This is a genomic window from Streptomyces sp. XH2, from assembly GCF_049725035.1.
GTDB classification, from domain to species: Bacteria; Actinomycetota; Actinomycetes; order Streptomycetales; family Streptomycetaceae; genus Streptomyces; species Streptomyces roseoverticillatus.
The window spans coordinates 50,356-67,019 of the sequence record NZ_JBMMMZ010000026.1; the positions used below are offsets into that span (position 1 = coordinate 50,356).

Sequence of the window (16,664 nt, forward strand, 5' to 3'; positions counted from 1 at the left end):
GCGCCACCGCCCCGTGCGGAGCTGCTCCATTGACGAGTTAGCTACTGGGGGTAGCAAACATATGACGAAGAAGACGCGACTGCGCGTCGCGCGGATAGCCGCCGGCGCAGTGGTCGCCGCAGGCGCTTCGCTGACCGCCGCCGGCGCGGCATCGGCCGCCGGCGTCAACGTCCAGGTCGCGGGTGTCGGTGTGAAGGCGGGCGTCCACGCCGTCGCCTCGCCCGACGACCCGGACCAGATCCCGCAGCCGCCCACCTCGGGCGGCACCACGGGCAGCACCGGCTCGACCGGCAGCACCGGCTCCACGGGTTCGACGGGCTCCACCGGCTCGACCGGTTCCACGGGCTCCACGGGCGAGACCGGGTCCACCGGTTCCACCGGGTCCACCGGCTCTACGGGTTCCACCGGCAGCATCGGCGGCTCGGGCGAGACCACCGGCAGCTCGGGCACCACCGGTTCCACCGGCAGCACGGGCTCCACCGGCTCGACCGGCAGCACCGGCAGCACGGGCTCCACCGGTGGCAACGGCGAGACGGGCAGCACCGGCTCGACCGGCTCCACGGGCTCGACCGGCAGCACCGGTTCCACCGGCGCCAATGGCGAGACGGGCAGCACGGGCAGCACGGGCTCCACGGGTTCGACTGGTTCCACGGGCAGCACGGGTTCCACCGGTTCGACCGGCAGCACCGGCTCCACCGGCTCCACGGGCAGCACCGGCTCGACCGGTTCGACGGGTTCCACCGGCAGCACGGGCTCCACGGGCAGCACGGGTTCGACCGGCTCGACCGGTTCCACGGGCAGCACCGGTTCCACGGGCTCCACCGGTTCCACCGGCAGCACCGGCTCGACGGGTTCCACCGGCTCCACCGGCGACGACCACGGCTCCACCAGCGGCGACCAGAGCGGCACCGGTTCCACCGGCAGCACGGGCGCCACCGGCAGCACGGGTGCCACCGGCGGCTCCGGCTCCACCGGCGGCAGCGACTCCGGTGACCAGGGCAAGGTCTGCCCCGTCGACACCAGCAGCAACTGCGGCAACAACACCGACACGGACAGCGCGGGCGCCAAGCCCGTGCAGCAGGACAAGCCCAAGGAGCAGCTGGCCGAGACCGGTGCTTCGCAGACCGGCTTCCTGGTGATCGGTGCCGCCACGATGATCGCGGGCGGCGTCGGCTTCCGGCTCCTGCCCCGCCTCATGACCCGCGGCGCGGGCGCGGCGGCCTGACCCCGGCCGCAGGCGTGAACGCCGGTTAGGGCGCGTACGCAACGGCGTACGTACGCACACCGGCGCACGTACGCAAAGGGCCCGGAGCGCTCAGCGCTCCGGGCCCTCGTGCGTCGTTACGGCGGGCACGCGCATGACCACGCGTGACGGCGCGCCTACCCGGCGAATCCGTGTGCGAGCACGGCCACCGCCACCAGCGCCACCAGCAGTGCGATCAGCGTCGCCGGCGTCAGGCCGGCGAAGACGCCGTCCTGCTGCTGCAGCCGCTCCCTGCTGGCCCGGCAGACCGGGCAGCGGCCCTCGCTGACGGGGCCCGCGCAGTTGGCGCACACCAGTCGGTCGCATGTCATGCGATCTCCTCCTCCGGTACGTCCAACGCGCAAGGGAGCCGGGCGGTTCCCCCTACCACTCTGCCAGCTTCCCCGGCGAACGGCGCGTGCGGGCCGATTGTCCTCGTTTTGTCCCCGAACATGACGGTAATAAACGCGCCGACCCCGGTCGCTGCCTGCGCGTGCACGGCTCGTTCGCGTATGGTCACGCACACCGAACGGGAGCCGCCTGCGCGGCGTTCCGTGCCCCCTATCCAGGTCGACGCGTGGTGCACTCGTGATCCGATTCGACAACGTCTCCAAGTCCTACCCGAAGCAGAACCGTCCGGCGCTCCGCGACGTCTCGCTCGAGATCGAGAAAGGCGAGTTCGTCTTCCTGGTCGGTTCTTCGGGTTCGGGCAAGTCCACCTTCCTGAGACTGCTGCTCCGCGAGGAGCGCGCCAGCACCGGCCAGGTGCACGTCCTGGGCAAGGACCTGGCCCGGCTGTCCAACTGGAAGGTGCCCCACATGCGCCGCCAGCTGGGCACGGTCTTCCAGGACTTCCGGCTGCTGCCCAACAAGACCGTCAGCGAGAACGTCGCCTTCGCGCTGGAGGTGATCGGCAAGCCGCGCGGGGAGATCAGGAAGGCCGTCCCGCAGGTGCTGGAGCTGGTGGGGCTGGGCGGCAAGGAGGACCGCCGGCCGGGCGAGCTCTCGGGCGGTGAGCAGCAGCGCGTGGCGATCGCCCGGGCGTTCGTCAACCGCCCGATGCTGCTGATCGCGGACGAGCCGACGGGCAACCTCGACCCGCAGACCTCGGTGGGCATCATGAAGCTGCTCGACCGGATCAACCGGACCGGGACCACGGTCATCATGGCCACCCACGACCAGCAGATCGTGGACCAGATGCGCAAGCGCGTCATCGAATTGGAAAAGGGACGCCTCGTACGCGACCAGTCGCGCGGCGTGTACGGCTACCAGCACTGAAGCCTGAAAGGACGCCATGCGCGCCCAGTTCGTCCTCTCGGAGATCGGCGTCGGTCTCCGCCGCAATCTCACGATGACCTTCGCGGTGATCGTCTCCGTGGCGCTCTCGCTCGCCCTCTTCGGCGGATCCCTGCTCATGCGCGAGCAGGCCAGCACGATGAAGGGCTACTGGTACGACAAGGTCAACGTCTCGATCTACCTCTGCAACAAGACCGACGCGGAGTCCTTCCCCTCCTGTGCCAAGGGAGCGGCGACGGAGGACCAGAAGAAGGAGATCCGCGCCGATCTGGAGAAGATGAGCGTCGTCCAGAAGGTCCAGTTCGAGACGGCCGACGAGGCGTACAAGCACTACAAGGAGCAGTTCGACAAGAAGTCGCCGATCGCGGGCTTCGTCACGCCGGACCAGATGCAGGAAAGCTTCCGCGTCAAGCTCAAGGACCCCACCAAGTTCGAGGTCATCTCGACCGCGTTCTCGCAGCGCCCCGGCGTGCAGATGGTGCAGGACCAGAAGGACGTCCTGTCCAACCTCTTCAACCTGGTCAACGGCATGAACTACGCCGCGCTCGGCGTGATGGCGCTGATGCTCGTCGTCGCGCTGATGCTGATCGTCAACACCGTCCGCGTCTCCGCGTTCAGCCGCCGCCGGGAGACCGGGATCATGCGGCTGGTCGGTGCGTCCAGCTTCTACATCCAGATCCCGTTCATCATGGAGGCCGCCTTCGCGGGCCTGCTCGGCGCGGGCCTGGCGTGCGTGCTGCTGGTCAGCGGCCACTACTTCCTCGTGAACAACTGGCTGGTCGACCAGATCGACCTCATCCAGTTCATCGGCTGGGACGCGGTCCTCGCCAAGCTGCCGCTGGTCCTCGCCATCGGCCTGCTGATGCCCGCGTTGGCGGCGTTCGCGGCGCTCCGCAAGTACCTCAAGGTGTGACATGAGCCAAGGGCGCCGTACGGTCAACTCCCCGTACGGCGCGCCCTGGTGTCCTAGACTCACGCGCATGCCCGGCCCGTCGATGTTCCATCCGCAGCGCCGCGCCCGCCGCGGCGCCGCGCTGACGCTGGTCTTCGCGGGCGTGCTGGCCACCGGCGCCGCGGCCGGCTCGTGGAGCCCGGACGGCCGGGGCGGCCAGGACGGCCGGAAAGCGCCCGAGACCCTCGTCGCCTCGCGCACGGCGGCGAGACCCGCGGACCGCGCCGTCGCGGTGGACGAGCGCCCCGGCGACGGCGCCGGCGCCCCCGTCGACCGCACCGAGGTCGAGGCCGCCGCGGCACGGGCCGTCGAGGACGGCAAGTCCGCCGCGGAGGCCGCCGCCGAGGTCGTCGGCCGCAGCGGCGACCGCTGGAGCGCCGTCTACAGCGCCCGCGAGTACGAGGGCCTGGAGCGCGCCCTGAACGGCACCTACATCGGCGTCGGCCTCTCCGCGCGGCGCGCCGCCGGCGACCGCACCGAGATCGACAGCGTCCGCCCCGGCAGCCCCGCCGACCGGGCCGGCCTCCGCTCCGGCGACCGGCTGCGCAGCGTCGACGGCACGCCCGTCGACGGCCGGCCCGTCACCGAGGTCGTCGCCCGCCTCCGCGGCGACACCACCGCCTGGCCGGGCCCGGGCACGCCCGTACGGATCGGGGTCGAGCGTGCCGGCCGCAGCTGGGAGCGCACCCTGTACCGGGAGCGGCTGGCCACCGAGAGCGTGACGGCCGAGCGCCTCGCCGGGGACGGCGCCGCGGGGGCCGCGGCCTTACGGATCAAGGTCGGCTCGTTCACGCGGGGCGCCGGCGAGCAGGTGCGCGCGGCCGCCGCGGAGGCCCTGCCGGGCGAGGGCATCCTCCTCGACCTGCGGGGGAACTCGGGCGGCCTGGTCGACGAGGCGGTCACGGCCGCCTCCGCCTTCCTCGACGGCGGGCTCGTCGCCACCTACGACGTGCAGGGCAGCCAGCGCGCCCTGGAGGCCCGCACCGGAGGGGCCACCGCCCTGCCGCTCGTGGTCCTGGTCGACGGCGGCACGATGAGCGCCGCCGAGCTCCTGGCCGGTGCCCTGCAGGACCGCGGCCGGGCGGTCGTCGTCGGCTCGCGGACCTTCGGCAAGGGCTCCGTGCAGATGCCGAGCCGCCTCGCGGACGGCTCCGTCGCCGAGCTCACCGTCGGCCACTACCGCACCCCGGCCGGCCGCGTCGTCGACGGCCGGGGCATCGCCCCCGACCTGCTGGTCCGCGGCGATGCCGAGGAGCGGGCCCGCACGGTATTGAGTGGCCTCGGGGGTGGGTCCTAGTGCGAGAATGGCGGCGCTATGGCTAAGGACAAGAAAGAGACGGGGCGCAAGCTCGTCGCGCAGAACAAGAAGGCGCGGCACGACTACCACATCCTGACCACGTACGAGTGCGGCATGGTCCTCACCGGTACGGAGGTCAAGTCGCTGCGGCAGGGGCGCTCCTCGCTGGTCGACGGCTTCGTGCAGATCGACGGCGGCGAGGCGTGGCTGCACAACGCCCACATCCCCGAGTACACCCAGGGCACGTGGACCAACCACAGCGCGCGCCGCAAGCGCAAGCTGCTGCTGCACCGGGCCGAGATCGACAAGCTCGACTCCAAGTCGCAGGAGACGGGACACACCATCGTGCCCCTCGCCATCTACTTCAAGGAGGGCCGGGCCAAGGTCGAGATCGCCCTGGCCAAGGGCAAGAAGGAGTACGACAAGCGGCAGACCCTGCGCGAGAAGCAGGACACCCGCGAGTCGAACCGGGCGATCGCTGCGGCGCGCCGCCGGCAGCGGGCGTCCGCTGCGCGGGGCTAGCAGCGGTAATACGCTGGCACGGGCGCCCGTCGGTCACGTACGATGGGCGTAGCACTCGGGGTGGTACCCGGTGCGCAGTTTGAAAATCAACATGGGGATGATCGGCTTCGACAGCGGATGTCGAAGCAGGGGAAGCGAGCCGAGGAAGCGGCAATGATCTCGTAAACCATATGTCGCAACCAATAATCGCCAACACCAAGCGCGATTCCTTCGCCCTCGCTGCCTAAGTAGCGACTTGCGAAGTGTCAGCCCGGGGCTGTTCCCGACCCGGATCCTGGCATCAGCTAGGGAACTAAACCACTGACCCCGGTCACGGGGGTGGGTGGGAAATCAAACAGTGACTGAGCCCGTCGGAGACTTGTCCGCGTGATCTCCGGGGCCGAGAAAATCGCAGCGGACTGCGCTCGGAGAAGCCCTGATTCTGCACCGTTGGACGCGGGTTCGATTCCCGCCATCTCCACGGACGAACGGGTGGACCCTGCTCGCCGAGTGCGCGAGCCGGGTTCGTCCGCCGTATTTCTGGGGGTATGACCCCCAGGCCCCCTCATCCCATGTAGGCAAAAGCCCCTGATCTGCGGAAACGCAGATCAGGGGCTTTTGTCATGTGTACCGCGGCAACCGTTCGGCGCCTCCACCCCTCTTTCTTGGTGACGCTCCATGGCGAGGGGGTGGTGGCCCGGTGAACCGGACGCGTACGGCGGTGGCCGCAGTGCTGGCCACGGGAGCCCTGTGGTTCGCCGCAGGCGCCGCCCCAGCGTTCGCCGGCGGCGGCAGCCACGCACGTGACGGCGGCCCCGTACACGTGCTGCTCAACAGCGCCTTCGACAACCGTCCCGGCGAGCTCGTCGACATAGAGGTGCAGGGCGTCCGCGAGCGGGGCGACGTCACCGTCTCCTCGCCCGTCTTCCCGCACGCCGTCCGGCTCGCGCAGCACCATCACGCCCACCACGCGCGCCCGGCCATCGCGATGACCACCGGGCCCGGCACGTACCCGCTCACCGTCCGGGCCGCCGGCCGGGTCGTCGCGAAGGACCGCGTCGAGGTGAAGCCCTCGCGGCGGCCCAGCTTCACGGCGGCCTCGCCCGGCGAGGTGCTGCGGCCGGGGGAGCGGCTGTGGATGGCGTACGACGACCTGTACCCCGGCGAGACCGGGCAGTCCTTCACCGTGCGCTCGCCCGCCTTCCGCAAGGAGGTGCGGCTGGCGCACGACCCGTCGAGCACGGACTGGAACAATCCGCGGCTGTTCTCCGGGTCGGCCGAGCTGCCGCAGGGCATCCGCGACGGCACGTACAAGGTCACGCTGTACGGGCCGGGCGGGCGCGTCGTCGACGAGAAGCCGCTGACGGTGCGGGCGGCGCGGCCGGGCGACCGCGACTACGTCGGCCGGGCGCGCGGGCCCGCCTTCTTCGGCACTTCGCCGGCGTCCGGGCCGGGGGACGCCCGGGACCGCGGGCACCGGGTGCCGGCCGGCGGCACCATCAACGTCCTGTGGCGCGACCGGGCGCCCGACCCGGGCGAGGAGGAGCGGCTGACCGCCACGTCGCCGGCGTTCGAACGGCCGGTGCTGCTGCGGCGCGACGACAGCAAGGCGGGTGACGGGGACGATCCGCGGTACTTCGCGCCCGCCCGGATCCGGCAGGGGCTCGCGCCCGGGACGTACGCGGTCACGGTGGCCAGCCACCACGGGCGGGTCACGAAGGTGGCCCACCTGGAGGTCACGGCCGCCGCCGCGCCGACCGGTGCCTCCTCCGGGGCCTCCGGGGCCGGTGGGAGCTCCGGGATGACCGTGGCCTATGTGGCGGGCGGGACGACCGGTGGGGTCCTGGTGGCCGCGGGCCTCGGCACGCTCCTCAGGCGGCGGGCCGCGCGGCGAGGGCCCGGCGGCCCGCCGTCGCCGTGAGCATCGCGGTCGCCGCGGCGGCCGCCGGCACGGCGTAGCCCGCGGCCCCCGCGTGCTCCACGGCGTAGCCGCCGGCCGCCGAGCCGGCCGCGATGCCGGCGAGGAGGCCGGTCACGGCCAGGGTCATGCCCTCGTTGAGGCTGCCGGGCGGGGTCAGGTCCTGGACGAGGTTCATGCCCGTGACCATGGTGGGCGCCGTGGCCATGCCCGCCAGGAGCAGCGCGACGGCGAGGGCGGGGAGGCCGCCGCCCGTGGTCGTCGCCGCGAGCGGCAGCAGCGCGAGGGCGGCCATCGCCGCCAGGCAGCGGGGGAAGCGGGCGGCCGCGGGGCCCGCCGGGCGCGTCAGCCCGTAGAGCAGGCCCGCCGCGCAGGAGCCCGCGGCCTGCAGGGCCAGGACGGCGCCCGCGGCCGGGCGGTGGCCCTCGGCGTCGGCGAAGCCGATCGTCACCACCTCCAGCGAGCCGAACAGCGCGCCCGTGCAGAGGAAGGCGGCCAGGACCGCGGTCAGGCCGGGGTTCCCGCGGAGCGGCGAGCGCGGGCGCACGGGCCCGGTGGCTATGGGGGGTTCGGTGCGCTTCTGGGCCGCGAAGAGCACGGCGCCGGTGAGGAACGTCAGCGCGGCGGTGAGCGTGCCCGCCTCCGGGAAGAAGGACGTGCACAGGAACGTCGCGAGGACCGGCCCGAGCATGAAGCACGCCTCGTCCGCGGCCTGCTCGAAGGCGTTGGCGGTGTGCAGGGCGGCCGGGTCGGCGCGCAGGAGGTGCGACCAGCGGGCGCGGGACATGCCGCCGGTGTTGGGGGTGGTCGCGGTCGCCGCGTAGCAGGCGAACAGGGTCCAGGCGGGGGCGTCCGTGTGCACGCACACGACCAGGGCCAGGGAGCCCAGTGCGGCCAGGGCGGCGGCGGGGACGGTGACGCGGGCCTGCCCGTGGCGGTCCACGAGCCGGGCCGTCAGCGGGCCGACGACCGCCGTCGCGGCGAGACCGGTCGCGGTGACGGCGCCGGCGAGGGCGTACGAGCCGCGGGCGGCGGAGATCATCAGGACGGCGCTGACGCCGAACATGCCCATGGGGAGGCGGGCGAGGAGGTTCCAGGCGGTGAAGGCGCGGGCGCCGGGGACGGCGAAGAGACGGGCGTACGGGGCGAGGGGACTGTGCGGGGGCATGGACCGAGCTTCGCTGTCGCCCGCGTACGCGGTCCAACACCCGATCGCTCGCCATTCACGCACATCTGTTGTTGACTGCGGTCCGTGCCGTACGACATAGAACCGCGCCTGCTGCGGGCGTTCACTGTGGTCGCCGAGGAACTGCACTTCACCCGGGCCGCTGCCCGGCTGTTCACCGCCCAGCAGGCGTTGAGCCGGGACGTCCGGCGACTCGAACAGCGGCTGGGCAGCGTGCTGTTCACCCGGACGACGCGTCAGGTCGCGCTCACCGCCGAGGGCGAACGGCTCCTGCCGTACGCGCGGCGGGTGCTCGCCGCGCACGAGGAACTGGACGCGGCCTGGGCGCGGGAGGAACGGCCGCTGATCGTGGACTGCGCGGCCACGGTCGGCACGGGGTGGCGGGTGCTGACCGCCGCACGCGGTGCGGCGCCGGAACACGAGCTGGTGGCGCGCTTCCACAGCGGGCTCACGGGCGCGGCCGGCGAGATCCTCGCGGGGCGGCTGGACGTCTCCTTCGGGCGCGTGGCCGGCCTCGGCCCGGCGGTGCGGGGGCGGCTGGAGCACTGCCCCGTACGGTACGAGCGGATGGCCGTGCTCCTGCCCGAGGAGCACCGGCTGGCGGCCCTGCCGGAGGTGCCGCTGGGTTCCCTCGCGGGGGAGACGCTGTACGCCGCCGCCGGCAACCCGGCCACCGCCGAGTGGACGGACCTCGCCGAGCGGCTCTTCGAGGGGCGGGGCATCGGGATCGCCGCGCCCTTCCCGGAGATCGAGGGGAAGGGCGAGTTCGTGCGGGTGGTGCGGCGGCGGGGGTGGTCGGTGCTGGCGAGCGTGGAGTTCATCGACGTCCCGGGCATGGTCCTGCGCCCCCTCGTCGACCCGGTGCCGCTCTCCCCGGTCTCGATGGTCTGGCGCCGCGGCCTGCGCCACCCGGCGCTGGCGTCCTTGCGGACGGCGGCGGCGTCTTTGGCGGCGAACGGCTCTTGGCTGACCCGGCCGGCGGGGGCGTGGCTCCCGCCGGGGGACGAGGCGGTGATGCGCGCGTAGCGCGGCGCGCGCGGCGCGCGGGCTTGTGCGGGGTACGCACGTGCCTCCGCGGCGGCGAGCGGCTCCACCGCGGTGGCTGATCGCCGCTGCGGCGGGGATTTTGCCGGGTGCGGCAGTGATGAGGGCCGGCGCCAGCTGGCTTCCGCCGCGATGGCGGGTAACCCCGACGGTGGTGGTCGGCGGTGCCGTGCTGCCGGTTGGTCGGGCACCGCCGGTCTGCGCCGTGGTGGTTGATCACCGTTGCGGCGGGAGGGAGTTGCCGGTGCTCGGCGATGGCTCCTGCAAGGGCGTGTATGTGCCGCCGCAGCGGGGGCGAGCCACCCACCGCCGCGATGCTCGGCGGTGCCGAACCCGCCGTGCGCCCGAGCCGCGGGGTTAACACCCCGCCCCCTCGCGAGGCACTCTGGTGGGGTGGTGGCGGCGGCTTCGTACGGATTGAGGTTTGACGCCGGGCGGCTCTGTCTGGATCTGGTGGGCACGGTCGGCGGCGGCCGGCCCGGCGAGGAGCCGGTCGAGCGGCTCGACAGCCCCGAGCGCCTGCGCGACTGGCTCCTGGGCTCCGGAGCCGTCCCGCCCGGCACCTCCCTGGCGGCCGTGGACGCCGCCTGGCTCGGCCGTTTCCGCGCGGCCCGCGACCTGCTGCACCGCGTCGTGCACGCCGAGGTCGACGGCCGCGCCGCCGGCCCCGACCTGGAGCGGGTGAACGCCCTCGCCGTCACGGCCCCGCCCGCGCTGAAGGCGGCCCGGGGCGCGGACGGGATCCTGTCGCGGAGCCTCGTCGGGGCGCCCGACTGCGGCGCCCTGCTCGGGCAGATCGCGCGCGACGCGGTGGAGTTGCTCACCGACCCCGCCGCGCGCGGCCAGTTGCGCCGCTGCGAGGGCGAGACGTGTTCCCTGGTCTATCTGGACACGTCCCGCGGCCGCCGGCGACGCTGGTGTTCCAGCGAGGTCTGCGGGAACCGCGAGCGCGTGGCCCGGCACCGCCGCCGCACGGTCGGCACCCGCTGACGGCGGTCGGCCCGGCGGCCCCCGGTCAGCGTCCGATGAAGACGTAGTCCGCCTGGTACGGCACGGCCGCCGCCGGCTGCCGCTGCGGGTCGCAGGGCCCGGCGGGGGCGACGCCGCCGCGCGTGTTGAGCCGCAGGATCTCCGTGGTGGAGGCGAGGACGCCCGTTCCCGCGCCGGACCGGGTGGCGCGCAGGTCGAGCTCGGGGATGTTCCCGTCCCCGTTCGGGGTCTTGGTGACGACCTTGCCGGTGACGGCTGACCGGTCGGGCGCGATCCACTGCGGGTCGCCTCCGGGCCGTACGAAGGAGTGGGCGATGTTCCCGCCGAGCGTGGCGGAGACGTTGTCCTGGACGAAGGCGAACCCGCCGCCGTCCTGCTTGCGGCACGCGTAGATCTGGCGGCCTTCGACGACGGACGCCTGGAGGGCGTTCACGGCGCCGTTCATGTCGAGCGGCGCGCTCAGCCGGTGCACCTGCCCCCGTACCGCCCCGCCGGGGAACTCGCCGGTGTGCAGGTTGAAGTAGAAGCCGCCGGGCCCGGACGCGAGGGCGTCCAGGAGCTTCCGGTCGGTGACCTTCACCGTGCCGGTGACGCTGGTCCGGCCGTCGGGCAGCTTCTGCGCGAAGAACGGGATCCGCACGTCGCCGTTCTTGCCGCGCTCCCCCTGGTGGAGGTGGGCCGCGGTGGGCGTGGCGATGCCGCGGAAGGAGAAGGCGAAGGACACCTCGTCGCCCTGGACGCGCAGGAAGGCGACGGCCTGCCCGTCCTTGTCGCCGGTGGCCTTGCCGTCCGCGGCGGGGACCTCGTTGGCGCCGTTGAGGCTGCCGGCGAAGAAGGCGGCGCCCTCGCGGTTGGGGCTGCTGACCGGCCCGAGCGAGCCGGCGGCCCCGCCGGCGTCGCTGTGACCGGAGTGCGCCGGCGCCGCCCCGGCCGCCCCGCCGCCCTCTCCCCCCGGTACCACCGCGAAGGCGATGCCGACCCCCGCGGCGACGGCCGCCGCGGTGGCGGTGGCGACGATCGTCCGGCGCTTGCCCACGATGCGGTTCATGGTGAACCTCCCCGTTCTCCCCGTACGGAGCCGGTGCCCCCTGCACCGGTCTCCCGGGCTGTCGTACGGGAGCGGCACCGGCCCCCGTTCAGCGGGGAATTGAGGTCTGCGTCACGGTCCTGCGGCTGAACGATGACGCCATTCGATCCGTAGGGCGGGGACGCCCCCGGTTTTTTCGCCACGTGCTGAACAGGCCGTGCGCCCGGTCCGTACTCATGAGGGCCAGGGCGTAGGCGGAACCGGCAGCTTCGGCTACTGACGGGTACCGGCCGGATCACCGACGCGCGCTATCGACCGGGGAGAAGGCTTGCGCAAGGATGCCGCCGTGGCTGACAGGACGAGCCCCGACGAGGAACTGATGCGGGCGCTCTACGAAGAGCACGCGGGCCCGCTCCTCGCCTTCGTGCTGAGTCTGGTGGACGGGGACCGCCAGCGGGCGGAGGACGTCGTCCAGGAGACGCTGCTGCGCGCCTGGCGCAACGCCGGCCGGCTGCGCGGGGCCCCCGGCTCCGTGCGGCCCTGGCTGGTGACCGTCGCCCGGCGCATCGTCATCGACAACCACCGCAGCCGGCAGGCGCGCCCGCGCGAGGTCGACCCCGGCCCGCTGGAGCTGATCCCGGCGGCGGACGAGATCGACCGGGCGCTGCGCCTGATGACGATCTCCGACGCGCTGGGCGACCTGACGGAGGCGCACCGGGAGGCGCTGATCGAGACCTATTTCAGGGGACGTACCGTGAGCGAGGCGGCCGAGGTGCTGGGCGTGCCGGCGGGGACCGTGCGGTCCCGCGTCTTCTACGCACTGCGCTCCATGAAGCTCTCGCTCGAAGAACGAGGAGTGACGGCATGAACCGGCCGGCACCGGACCACGGGCAGTACGAGCGGCGCGAGCAGCACACCGCCGTGGGCGCGTACGCGCTCGGCGTCCTCGGCGAGGCGGACGCGGCCAGGTTCGAGGAGCACCTCGCCGGGTGCCCGGAGTGCGCCGCCGAGCTCGACGGCCTGATGGGTCTGACGCCGCTCCTCGCCGAGCTGAAGGAGGCCGCGCCCGCCCCGGAGGCGCTCGTGCCCCGCCCCGACCCGGCGCTGCTCGACCGGCTGCTGGGCCGGGTCGCGGCCGGGCGCCGCGCGCAGCGCGTCCGCCGCCTGTGCCTGGTCGCGGCCGCCGCCGCGCTGATCGTCGCGGGCCCGCTGGTGGGCGCGGCGGTCTTCTCCGAGGAGGCGCCGGACCACAGCGGCGTGAGCGCGGCCAAGCAGATGTACGAGGACGGCGAGAAGATCGGCGCGGTGGATCCGGCGACGAAGGTCGACGCGACGGTCTCGCTGCAGCAGAAGCCCTGGGGCACCCATGTGGCCCTCCGGCTCGCCCACGTCAGAGGCCCGCTGACCTGCGATCTCGTGGCCGTGGGCAAGAACGGGGAGCGGCAGGTGGTGACGACGTGGGGGGTCCCGCCGGGCGGCTACGGCCTGGACGCGACGGACGAGAGGGACAGGGCCGAGTCGGGGGACAAGGCCGGCGAGGGTGATAGCAAGGGCGACAAGTGGAGCAAGGAGCCGCTGTACACGCACGGCGGCGCCGCACTGAACCGGAATGACATCTCCCGGTTCGAGGTGCGCACCCTCGACGGCAAGCTCCTCGCCGCCGTCAAGGTGTGACCGAATCCCATTCGGCCCGAATCCCGAATAAAAACAACCATGTCCTGACAGGTGCGCTCAGCACCTGTGTTCGCGTACGGTTGACGGCTGCCCTAGGCACAGCAGAAGGGGGCTTGGGTGGCCGCGCAGAACGCCACGCACGCGCAGGTGGCGACCGGACCGCAGAGCGAGCCCGACGGGGTCCGCGACCGCGAGATCGGTACGGAACAACAGCATCTGGACCGGGTCTACCGGCGCCTGGAGGAGAAGATCCACGAGGCCGAGTTCCTCATGGACGACGCCGCCAAGCGCGGGCAGGTCGGCACGCCCGGCGCGCTCGCCGAGCGGGACGCCCAGGTCTTCCGGGCCGGGGTGCACCTCAACCGGCTCAACAGCGAGTTCGAGGACTTCCTCTTCGGCCGCATCGACCTGCTCCTCGGCAAGGACGGCAAGAAGGGCCCCGACGGCGCCTACACCTCCGTCGAGCCCGCCGACGACGCCGTCCGCGGCGACCACGCGGAGATCGCCGAGACCCTGCACATCGGCCGCATCGGCGTCCTCGACGCCGACTACTCCCCGCTCGTCATCGACTGGCGGGCGCCCGCGGCCGCGCCCTTCTACCGCGCCACGCCCGTGGCGCCCGGCCGCGTCGTCCGCCGCCGCGTCATCCGCTCCAAGGGCCGCCGCGTCCTCGGCGTCGAGGACGACCTGCTGCGCCCGGAGCTGACCGCCACCCTCGGCGGGGACACCCTGCCGGTCGTCGGCGACGGCGCGCTGATGGCCGCGCTCGGCCAGGCCCGCAGCCACACGATGCGCGACATCGTCTCCTCCATCCAGGCCGAGCAGGACATGGTCATCCGCGCGCCCGCCGCGTCGGTGACCGAGGTCGAGGGCGGCCCCGGCACCGGCAAGACCGCCGTGGCCCTGCACCGCGCCGCCTACCTCCTCTACCAGGACCGCCGCCGCTACGCGGGCGGCATCCTCGTCGTCTCCCCGACCCCGCTCCTCGTCGCCTACACCGAGGGCGTGCTGCCCTCCCTCGGCGAGGAGGGGCAGGTCGCCATCCGCGCCGTCGGCTCGCTGGTCGACGGCGCCGAGGCCGACACGTACGACGAGCCGGCCGTGGCCCGCATCAAGGGCTCCTCGCGCATGCTCAAGGTGCTCCGCAAGGCGGTGCGCGGCGCGCTGGAGGGCTCCGGCCCGGGGACGGTGCCGGTACGGTCCGCCACCGCCCCCGCGGGCGAGGACGGGCAGCTGTCGCTGGACGGCGCCCTCGCCGAGGGCAACGGCAACGGCGACGGGCGCCGCGGCGCCCCGGCCGGCCCGCCCGACCGGCTCCGCGTCGTCGCCTTCGGCGCCCGCATCGAGCTCGGCGCCGAGGACCTCAAGCGGATCCGCAACAGCGCCCTCGGCGGCACCGCGCCCGTCAACCTGCTGCGCCCGCGCGCCCGCCGGCTGATCCTCGACGCCCTGTGGTCCAGGGCCGGCGGCCCCAAGCGCTACACCGACCCCGAGCTGGCCGCCGAGGCCCGCTCCGCCTTCGACGAGGACATCACCACCGAGGACGACTTCCTCGCCTTCCTCGACGCCTGGTGGCCGGAGTTGACGCCGCGTCAGGTGCTGGCGTGCATGGCCGACGAGAAGCGCCTCGCCCGCTTCTCGCGCCGGGTGCTCAACCCGCGCGAGAACCGGCTGCTGGCCCGCTCGCTGCGCCGCCTGGACGCCGCCGGCCGCGGCCCGCTGTCCGTGCACGACGTGGCCCTGCTGGACGAGCTGGAGACGCTCCTCGGCGCCCCGGCCCGGCCGAAGAAGCCGCGCGAGTACGACCCGCTCGACGCGCTCACCGGCCTGGAGGAGCTGATGCCGCAGCGCTCGGAGTCGCGCCGCGAGCGCGCCGAGCGCCTGGCCGAGGAGCGCCGCGACTACGCCCACGTCATCGTGGACGAGGCCCAGGACCTCACGCCCATGCAGTGGCGGATGGTCGGCCGCCGCGGCCGTACGGCCACCTGGACGATCGTCGGCGACCCGGCGCAGTCCTCGTGGTCCGACCCGGACGAGGCCGCCGCCGCCCGCGACGAGGCCCTCGGCGCCCGCCGCCGCACCCGCTTCCGGCTCACCGTGAACTACCGCAACCCCGCGGAGATCGCCGAGCTCGCGGCCAAGGTGCTCGCGCTCGCGATGCCGGGCATGGAGTCCCCGGCGGCCGTCCGCTCCACGGGCGTCGTGCCGCGCTTCGCCGTCGCGGGCGCCGCCCTCGGCCCGGCCGTCCGGGCCGAGGCGGAGCACCTGCTGGCGGACGTCGAGGGCACGGTCGGCGTGGTCGTGCCCATGGGGCGGCGCGCCGAGGCGCGCGGCTGGCTGGCCGGCCTCGGCGACCGGGTCGTGGTGCTGGGCAGCCTGGAGGCGAAGGGCCTGGAGTACGACGCGACGGTCGTCGTCTCCCCGGCCGAGATCGCCGACGAGTCGCCGGCGGGCCTGCGCGTGCTGTATGTGGCGCTGACCCGCGCCACGCAGCGCCTGACGGTGCTCTCCGGCGAGCGCGACGACCCGGACGCCGACGGCGTGCCGGACCTGCTGCGGGACTGAACCTGCTACGGGACCGGACCTGCTGCGGGACCGAGCGCAACCGTCCCTGAGGACTCCCCGGGCTGCCGCAGGGGGGGAGTCCTCAGGGATGAATTCGCCGGGGCGGAATGACTTCCGGGGACGGTTTGTTAGCCTGGGTACGGCACCGGCTCGATCCAAGCCCCCGGGCCCAACCTTCGTCGCTACGAGCGACCACTTGCCGCGAGGCGAGCATGGCGGGTCGGTGTCACAAGCGTTCTGACGGGCGCCCTTCCTCCGGGAGGGGCGCCCGTCCGGCTTTTGCGGAACTTTATTTCCGGAACCCGGACCTGGTTACCCCCTACTCATGGGTAGGTGGGACGATCGAGCCGCGCATCAGCGAAACCAGGGAAAGCAGAGGAAGTCGGCCATGGCAACGGCGCCAAGCGTCTCGTACTCGATGACGGTCCGGCTGGAGGTCCCCGCGAGCGGGACCTCGGTCAGCCAGCTCACCACGGCCGTGGAGTCCTCCGGCGGATCCGTGACCGGCCTCGACGTCACCGCCTCCGGCCACGAGAAGCTCCGGATCGACGTCACCATCGCCGCGACCTCCACCGCCCACGCCGAGGAGATCGTCGAGCAGCTGCGCAGCATCGAGGGTGTGGTGCTGGGCAAGGTCTCGGACCGTACGTTCCTGATGCACCTCGGCGGCAAGATCGAGATGGCGTCGAAGCATCCCATCCGTAACCGTGACGACCTGTCGATGGTCTACACGCCGGGTGTGGCGCGGGTGTGCATGGCGATTGCGGAGAATCCGGAGGACGCGCGGCGTCTGACCATCAAGCGCAACAGCGTTGCGGTGGTCACCGACGGGTCCGCCGTTCTCGGTCTGGGCAACATCGGGCCGAAGGCCGCGCTGCCGGTGATGGAGGGCAAGGCGGCCCTCTTCAAGCGGTTCGCGGGGATCGACGCGTGGCCGATCTGCCTGGACACGCAGGACTCGGATGCGATCG

The 16,664-nt window shown here is 73.3% G+C and carries 14 protein-coding genes, 1 other RNA gene and 1 pseudogene; 13 read left to right on the forward strand and 3 right to left on the reverse strand.

Translation table 11 applies throughout. The features are described from left to right. Positions 1-61: 61 nt before the first annotated feature. Positions 62-1,225, forward strand: coding sequence for a hypothetical protein (locus ACOTKD_RS36780; RefSeq protein WP_424893358.1), 1,164 nt, complete (start codon positions 62-64; stop codon positions 1,223-1,225). A gap of 155 nt (positions 1,226-1,380) precedes the next feature. Here ACOTKD_RS36780 and ACOTKD_RS36785 read toward each other — a convergent pair whose 3' ends face one another. Then, positions 1,381-1,575: a hypothetical protein gene (locus tag ACOTKD_RS36785; RefSeq protein WP_424893359.1), complete on the reverse strand. Its 195-nt coding sequence runs from the start codon at positions 1,573-1,575 to the stop codon at positions 1,381-1,383. A 256-nt stretch (positions 1,576-1,831) separates the two neighbouring features. On the opposite strand from ACOTKD_RS36785, the gene ftsE reads away from it, so the two are divergent. The 6 genes from ftsE (at position 1,832) to ACOTKD_RS36815 (ending at position 7,210) form a co-directional block, all read left to right on the forward strand. Continuing rightward, the gene (ftsE, locus tag ACOTKD_RS36790) at positions 1,832-2,521 is read left to right on the forward strand and encodes a cell division ATP-binding protein FtsE (protein ID WP_424893360.1); all 690 of its coding nucleotides are present in this window, start codon (positions 1,832-1,834) and stop codon (positions 2,519-2,521) included. 16 nt (positions 2,522-2,537) lie between these two features. After that, positions 2,538-3,452, forward strand: coding sequence for a permease-like cell division protein FtsX (ftsX, locus tag ACOTKD_RS36795; protein WP_030369274.1), 915 nt, complete (start codon positions 2,538-2,540; stop codon positions 3,450-3,452). 67 nt (positions 3,453-3,519) lie between these two features. Then, entirely contained in the window at positions 3,520-4,788 is a 1,269-nt protein-coding gene (locus ACOTKD_RS36800) for a S41 family peptidase (protein ID WP_424893370.1), read from the forward strand. Positions 4,789-4,806: 18 nt separating this feature from the next. Further along, entirely contained in the window at positions 4,807-5,310 is a 504-nt protein-coding gene (smpB, locus tag ACOTKD_RS36805; protein WP_424893361.1) for an SsrA-binding protein SmpB, read from the forward strand. A 93-nt stretch (positions 5,311-5,403) separates the two neighbouring features. After that, positions 5,404-5,773: a transfer-messenger RNA gene (gene ssrA, locus ACOTKD_RS36810) on the forward strand. A gap of 216 nt (positions 5,774-5,989) precedes the next feature. Then, on the forward strand, positions 5,990-7,210 hold the full coding sequence (locus ACOTKD_RS36815) for a hypothetical protein (RefSeq protein WP_424893362.1): 1,221 nt from the start codon (positions 5,990-5,992) through the stop codon (positions 7,208-7,210). Here the strand turns inward: ACOTKD_RS36815 and ACOTKD_RS36820 are convergent. Then, positions 7,161-8,375 (reverse strand): MFS transporter, encoded by a 1,215-nt coding sequence (locus ACOTKD_RS36820; protein WP_424893363.1) that lies wholly within the window; start codon positions 8,373-8,375, stop codon positions 7,161-7,163. The genes ACOTKD_RS36815 and ACOTKD_RS36820 overlap by 50 nt on opposite strands. 84 nt (positions 8,376-8,459) lie before the next feature. Between ACOTKD_RS36820 and ACOTKD_RS36825 the strand changes: the two genes are divergently transcribed. After that, positions 8,460-9,419, forward strand: a complete 960-nt coding sequence (locus ACOTKD_RS36825; RefSeq protein WP_424893364.1) for a LysR family transcriptional regulator — start codon at positions 8,460-8,462, stop codon at positions 9,417-9,419. A 411-nt stretch (positions 9,420-9,830) separates the two neighbouring features. Further along, entirely contained in the window at positions 9,831-10,427 is a 597-nt protein-coding gene (locus ACOTKD_RS36830) for a CGNR zinc finger domain-containing protein (protein ID WP_424893365.1), read from the forward strand. Between the two features lie 25 nt (positions 10,428-10,452). Here ACOTKD_RS36830 and ACOTKD_RS36835 read toward each other — a convergent pair whose 3' ends face one another. After that, the gene (locus ACOTKD_RS36835) at positions 10,453-11,475 is read right to left on the reverse strand and encodes a CHRD domain-containing protein (RefSeq protein ID WP_424893366.1); all 1,023 of its coding nucleotides are present in this window, start codon (positions 11,473-11,475) and stop codon (positions 10,453-10,455) included. Between the two features lie 307 nt (positions 11,476-11,782). Here ACOTKD_RS36835 and ACOTKD_RS36840 point away from each other — a divergent pair, with 307 nt between their 5' ends. From ACOTKD_RS36840 to ACOTKD_RS36855, 4 genes and pseudogenes are all read left to right on the forward strand, one after another. After that, positions 11,783-12,322, forward strand: coding sequence for a sigma-70 family RNA polymerase sigma factor (locus ACOTKD_RS36840; protein ID WP_424893367.1), 540 nt, complete (start codon positions 11,783-11,785; stop codon positions 12,320-12,322). Next, positions 12,319-13,128: a zf-HC2 domain-containing protein gene (locus tag ACOTKD_RS36845; protein WP_424893368.1), complete on the forward strand. Its 810-nt coding sequence runs from the start codon at positions 12,319-12,321 to the stop codon at positions 13,126-13,128. Before ACOTKD_RS36840 ends, ACOTKD_RS36845 begins: the two co-directional genes overlap by 4 nt. A 117-nt stretch (positions 13,129-13,245) precedes the next feature. Beyond that, the gene (locus ACOTKD_RS36850) at positions 13,246-15,693 is read left to right on the forward strand and encodes a HelD family protein (RefSeq protein WP_424893369.1); all 2,448 of its coding nucleotides are present in this window, start codon (positions 13,246-13,248) and stop codon (positions 15,691-15,693) included. A 388-nt stretch (positions 15,694-16,081) separates the two neighbouring features. Then, positions 16,082-16,664: pseudogene (locus ACOTKD_RS36855) on the forward strand (NAD-dependent malic enzyme); the annotation flags it as partial.

Bases quoted from the DNA above. Each gene is read 5' to 3' on its own strand.
- ACOTKD_RS36780 (WP_424893358.1), top strand. From the start codon at position 62: ATGACGAAGAAGACGCGACTGCGCGTCGCGCGGATAGCCGCCGGCGCA.
- ACOTKD_RS36785 (WP_424893359.1), bottom strand. From the start codon at position 1,575: ATGACATGCGACCGACTGGTGTGCGCCAACTGCGCGGGCCCCGTCAGC.
- ACOTKD_RS36800 (WP_424893370.1), top strand. From the start codon at position 3,520: ATGCCCGGCCCGTCGATGTTCCATCCGCAGCGCCGCGCCCGCCGCGGC.
- smpB (WP_424893361.1), top strand. From the start codon at position 4,807: ATGGCTAAGGACAAGAAAGAGACGGGGCGCAAGCTCGTCGCGCAGAAC.
- ftsX (WP_030369274.1), top strand. From the start codon at position 2,538: ATGCGCGCCCAGTTCGTCCTCTCGGAGATCGGCGTCGGTCTCCGCCGC.
- ACOTKD_RS36820 (WP_424893363.1), bottom strand. From the start codon at position 8,375: ATGCCCCCGCACAGTCCCCTCGCCCCGTACGCCCGTCTCTTCGCCGTC.
- ACOTKD_RS36845 (WP_424893368.1), top strand. From the start codon at position 12,319: ATGAACCGGCCGGCACCGGACCACGGGCAGTACGAGCGGCGCGAGCAG.
- ACOTKD_RS36835 (WP_424893366.1), bottom strand. From the start codon at position 11,475: ATGAACCGCATCGTGGGCAAGCGCCGGACGATCGTCGCCACCGCCACC.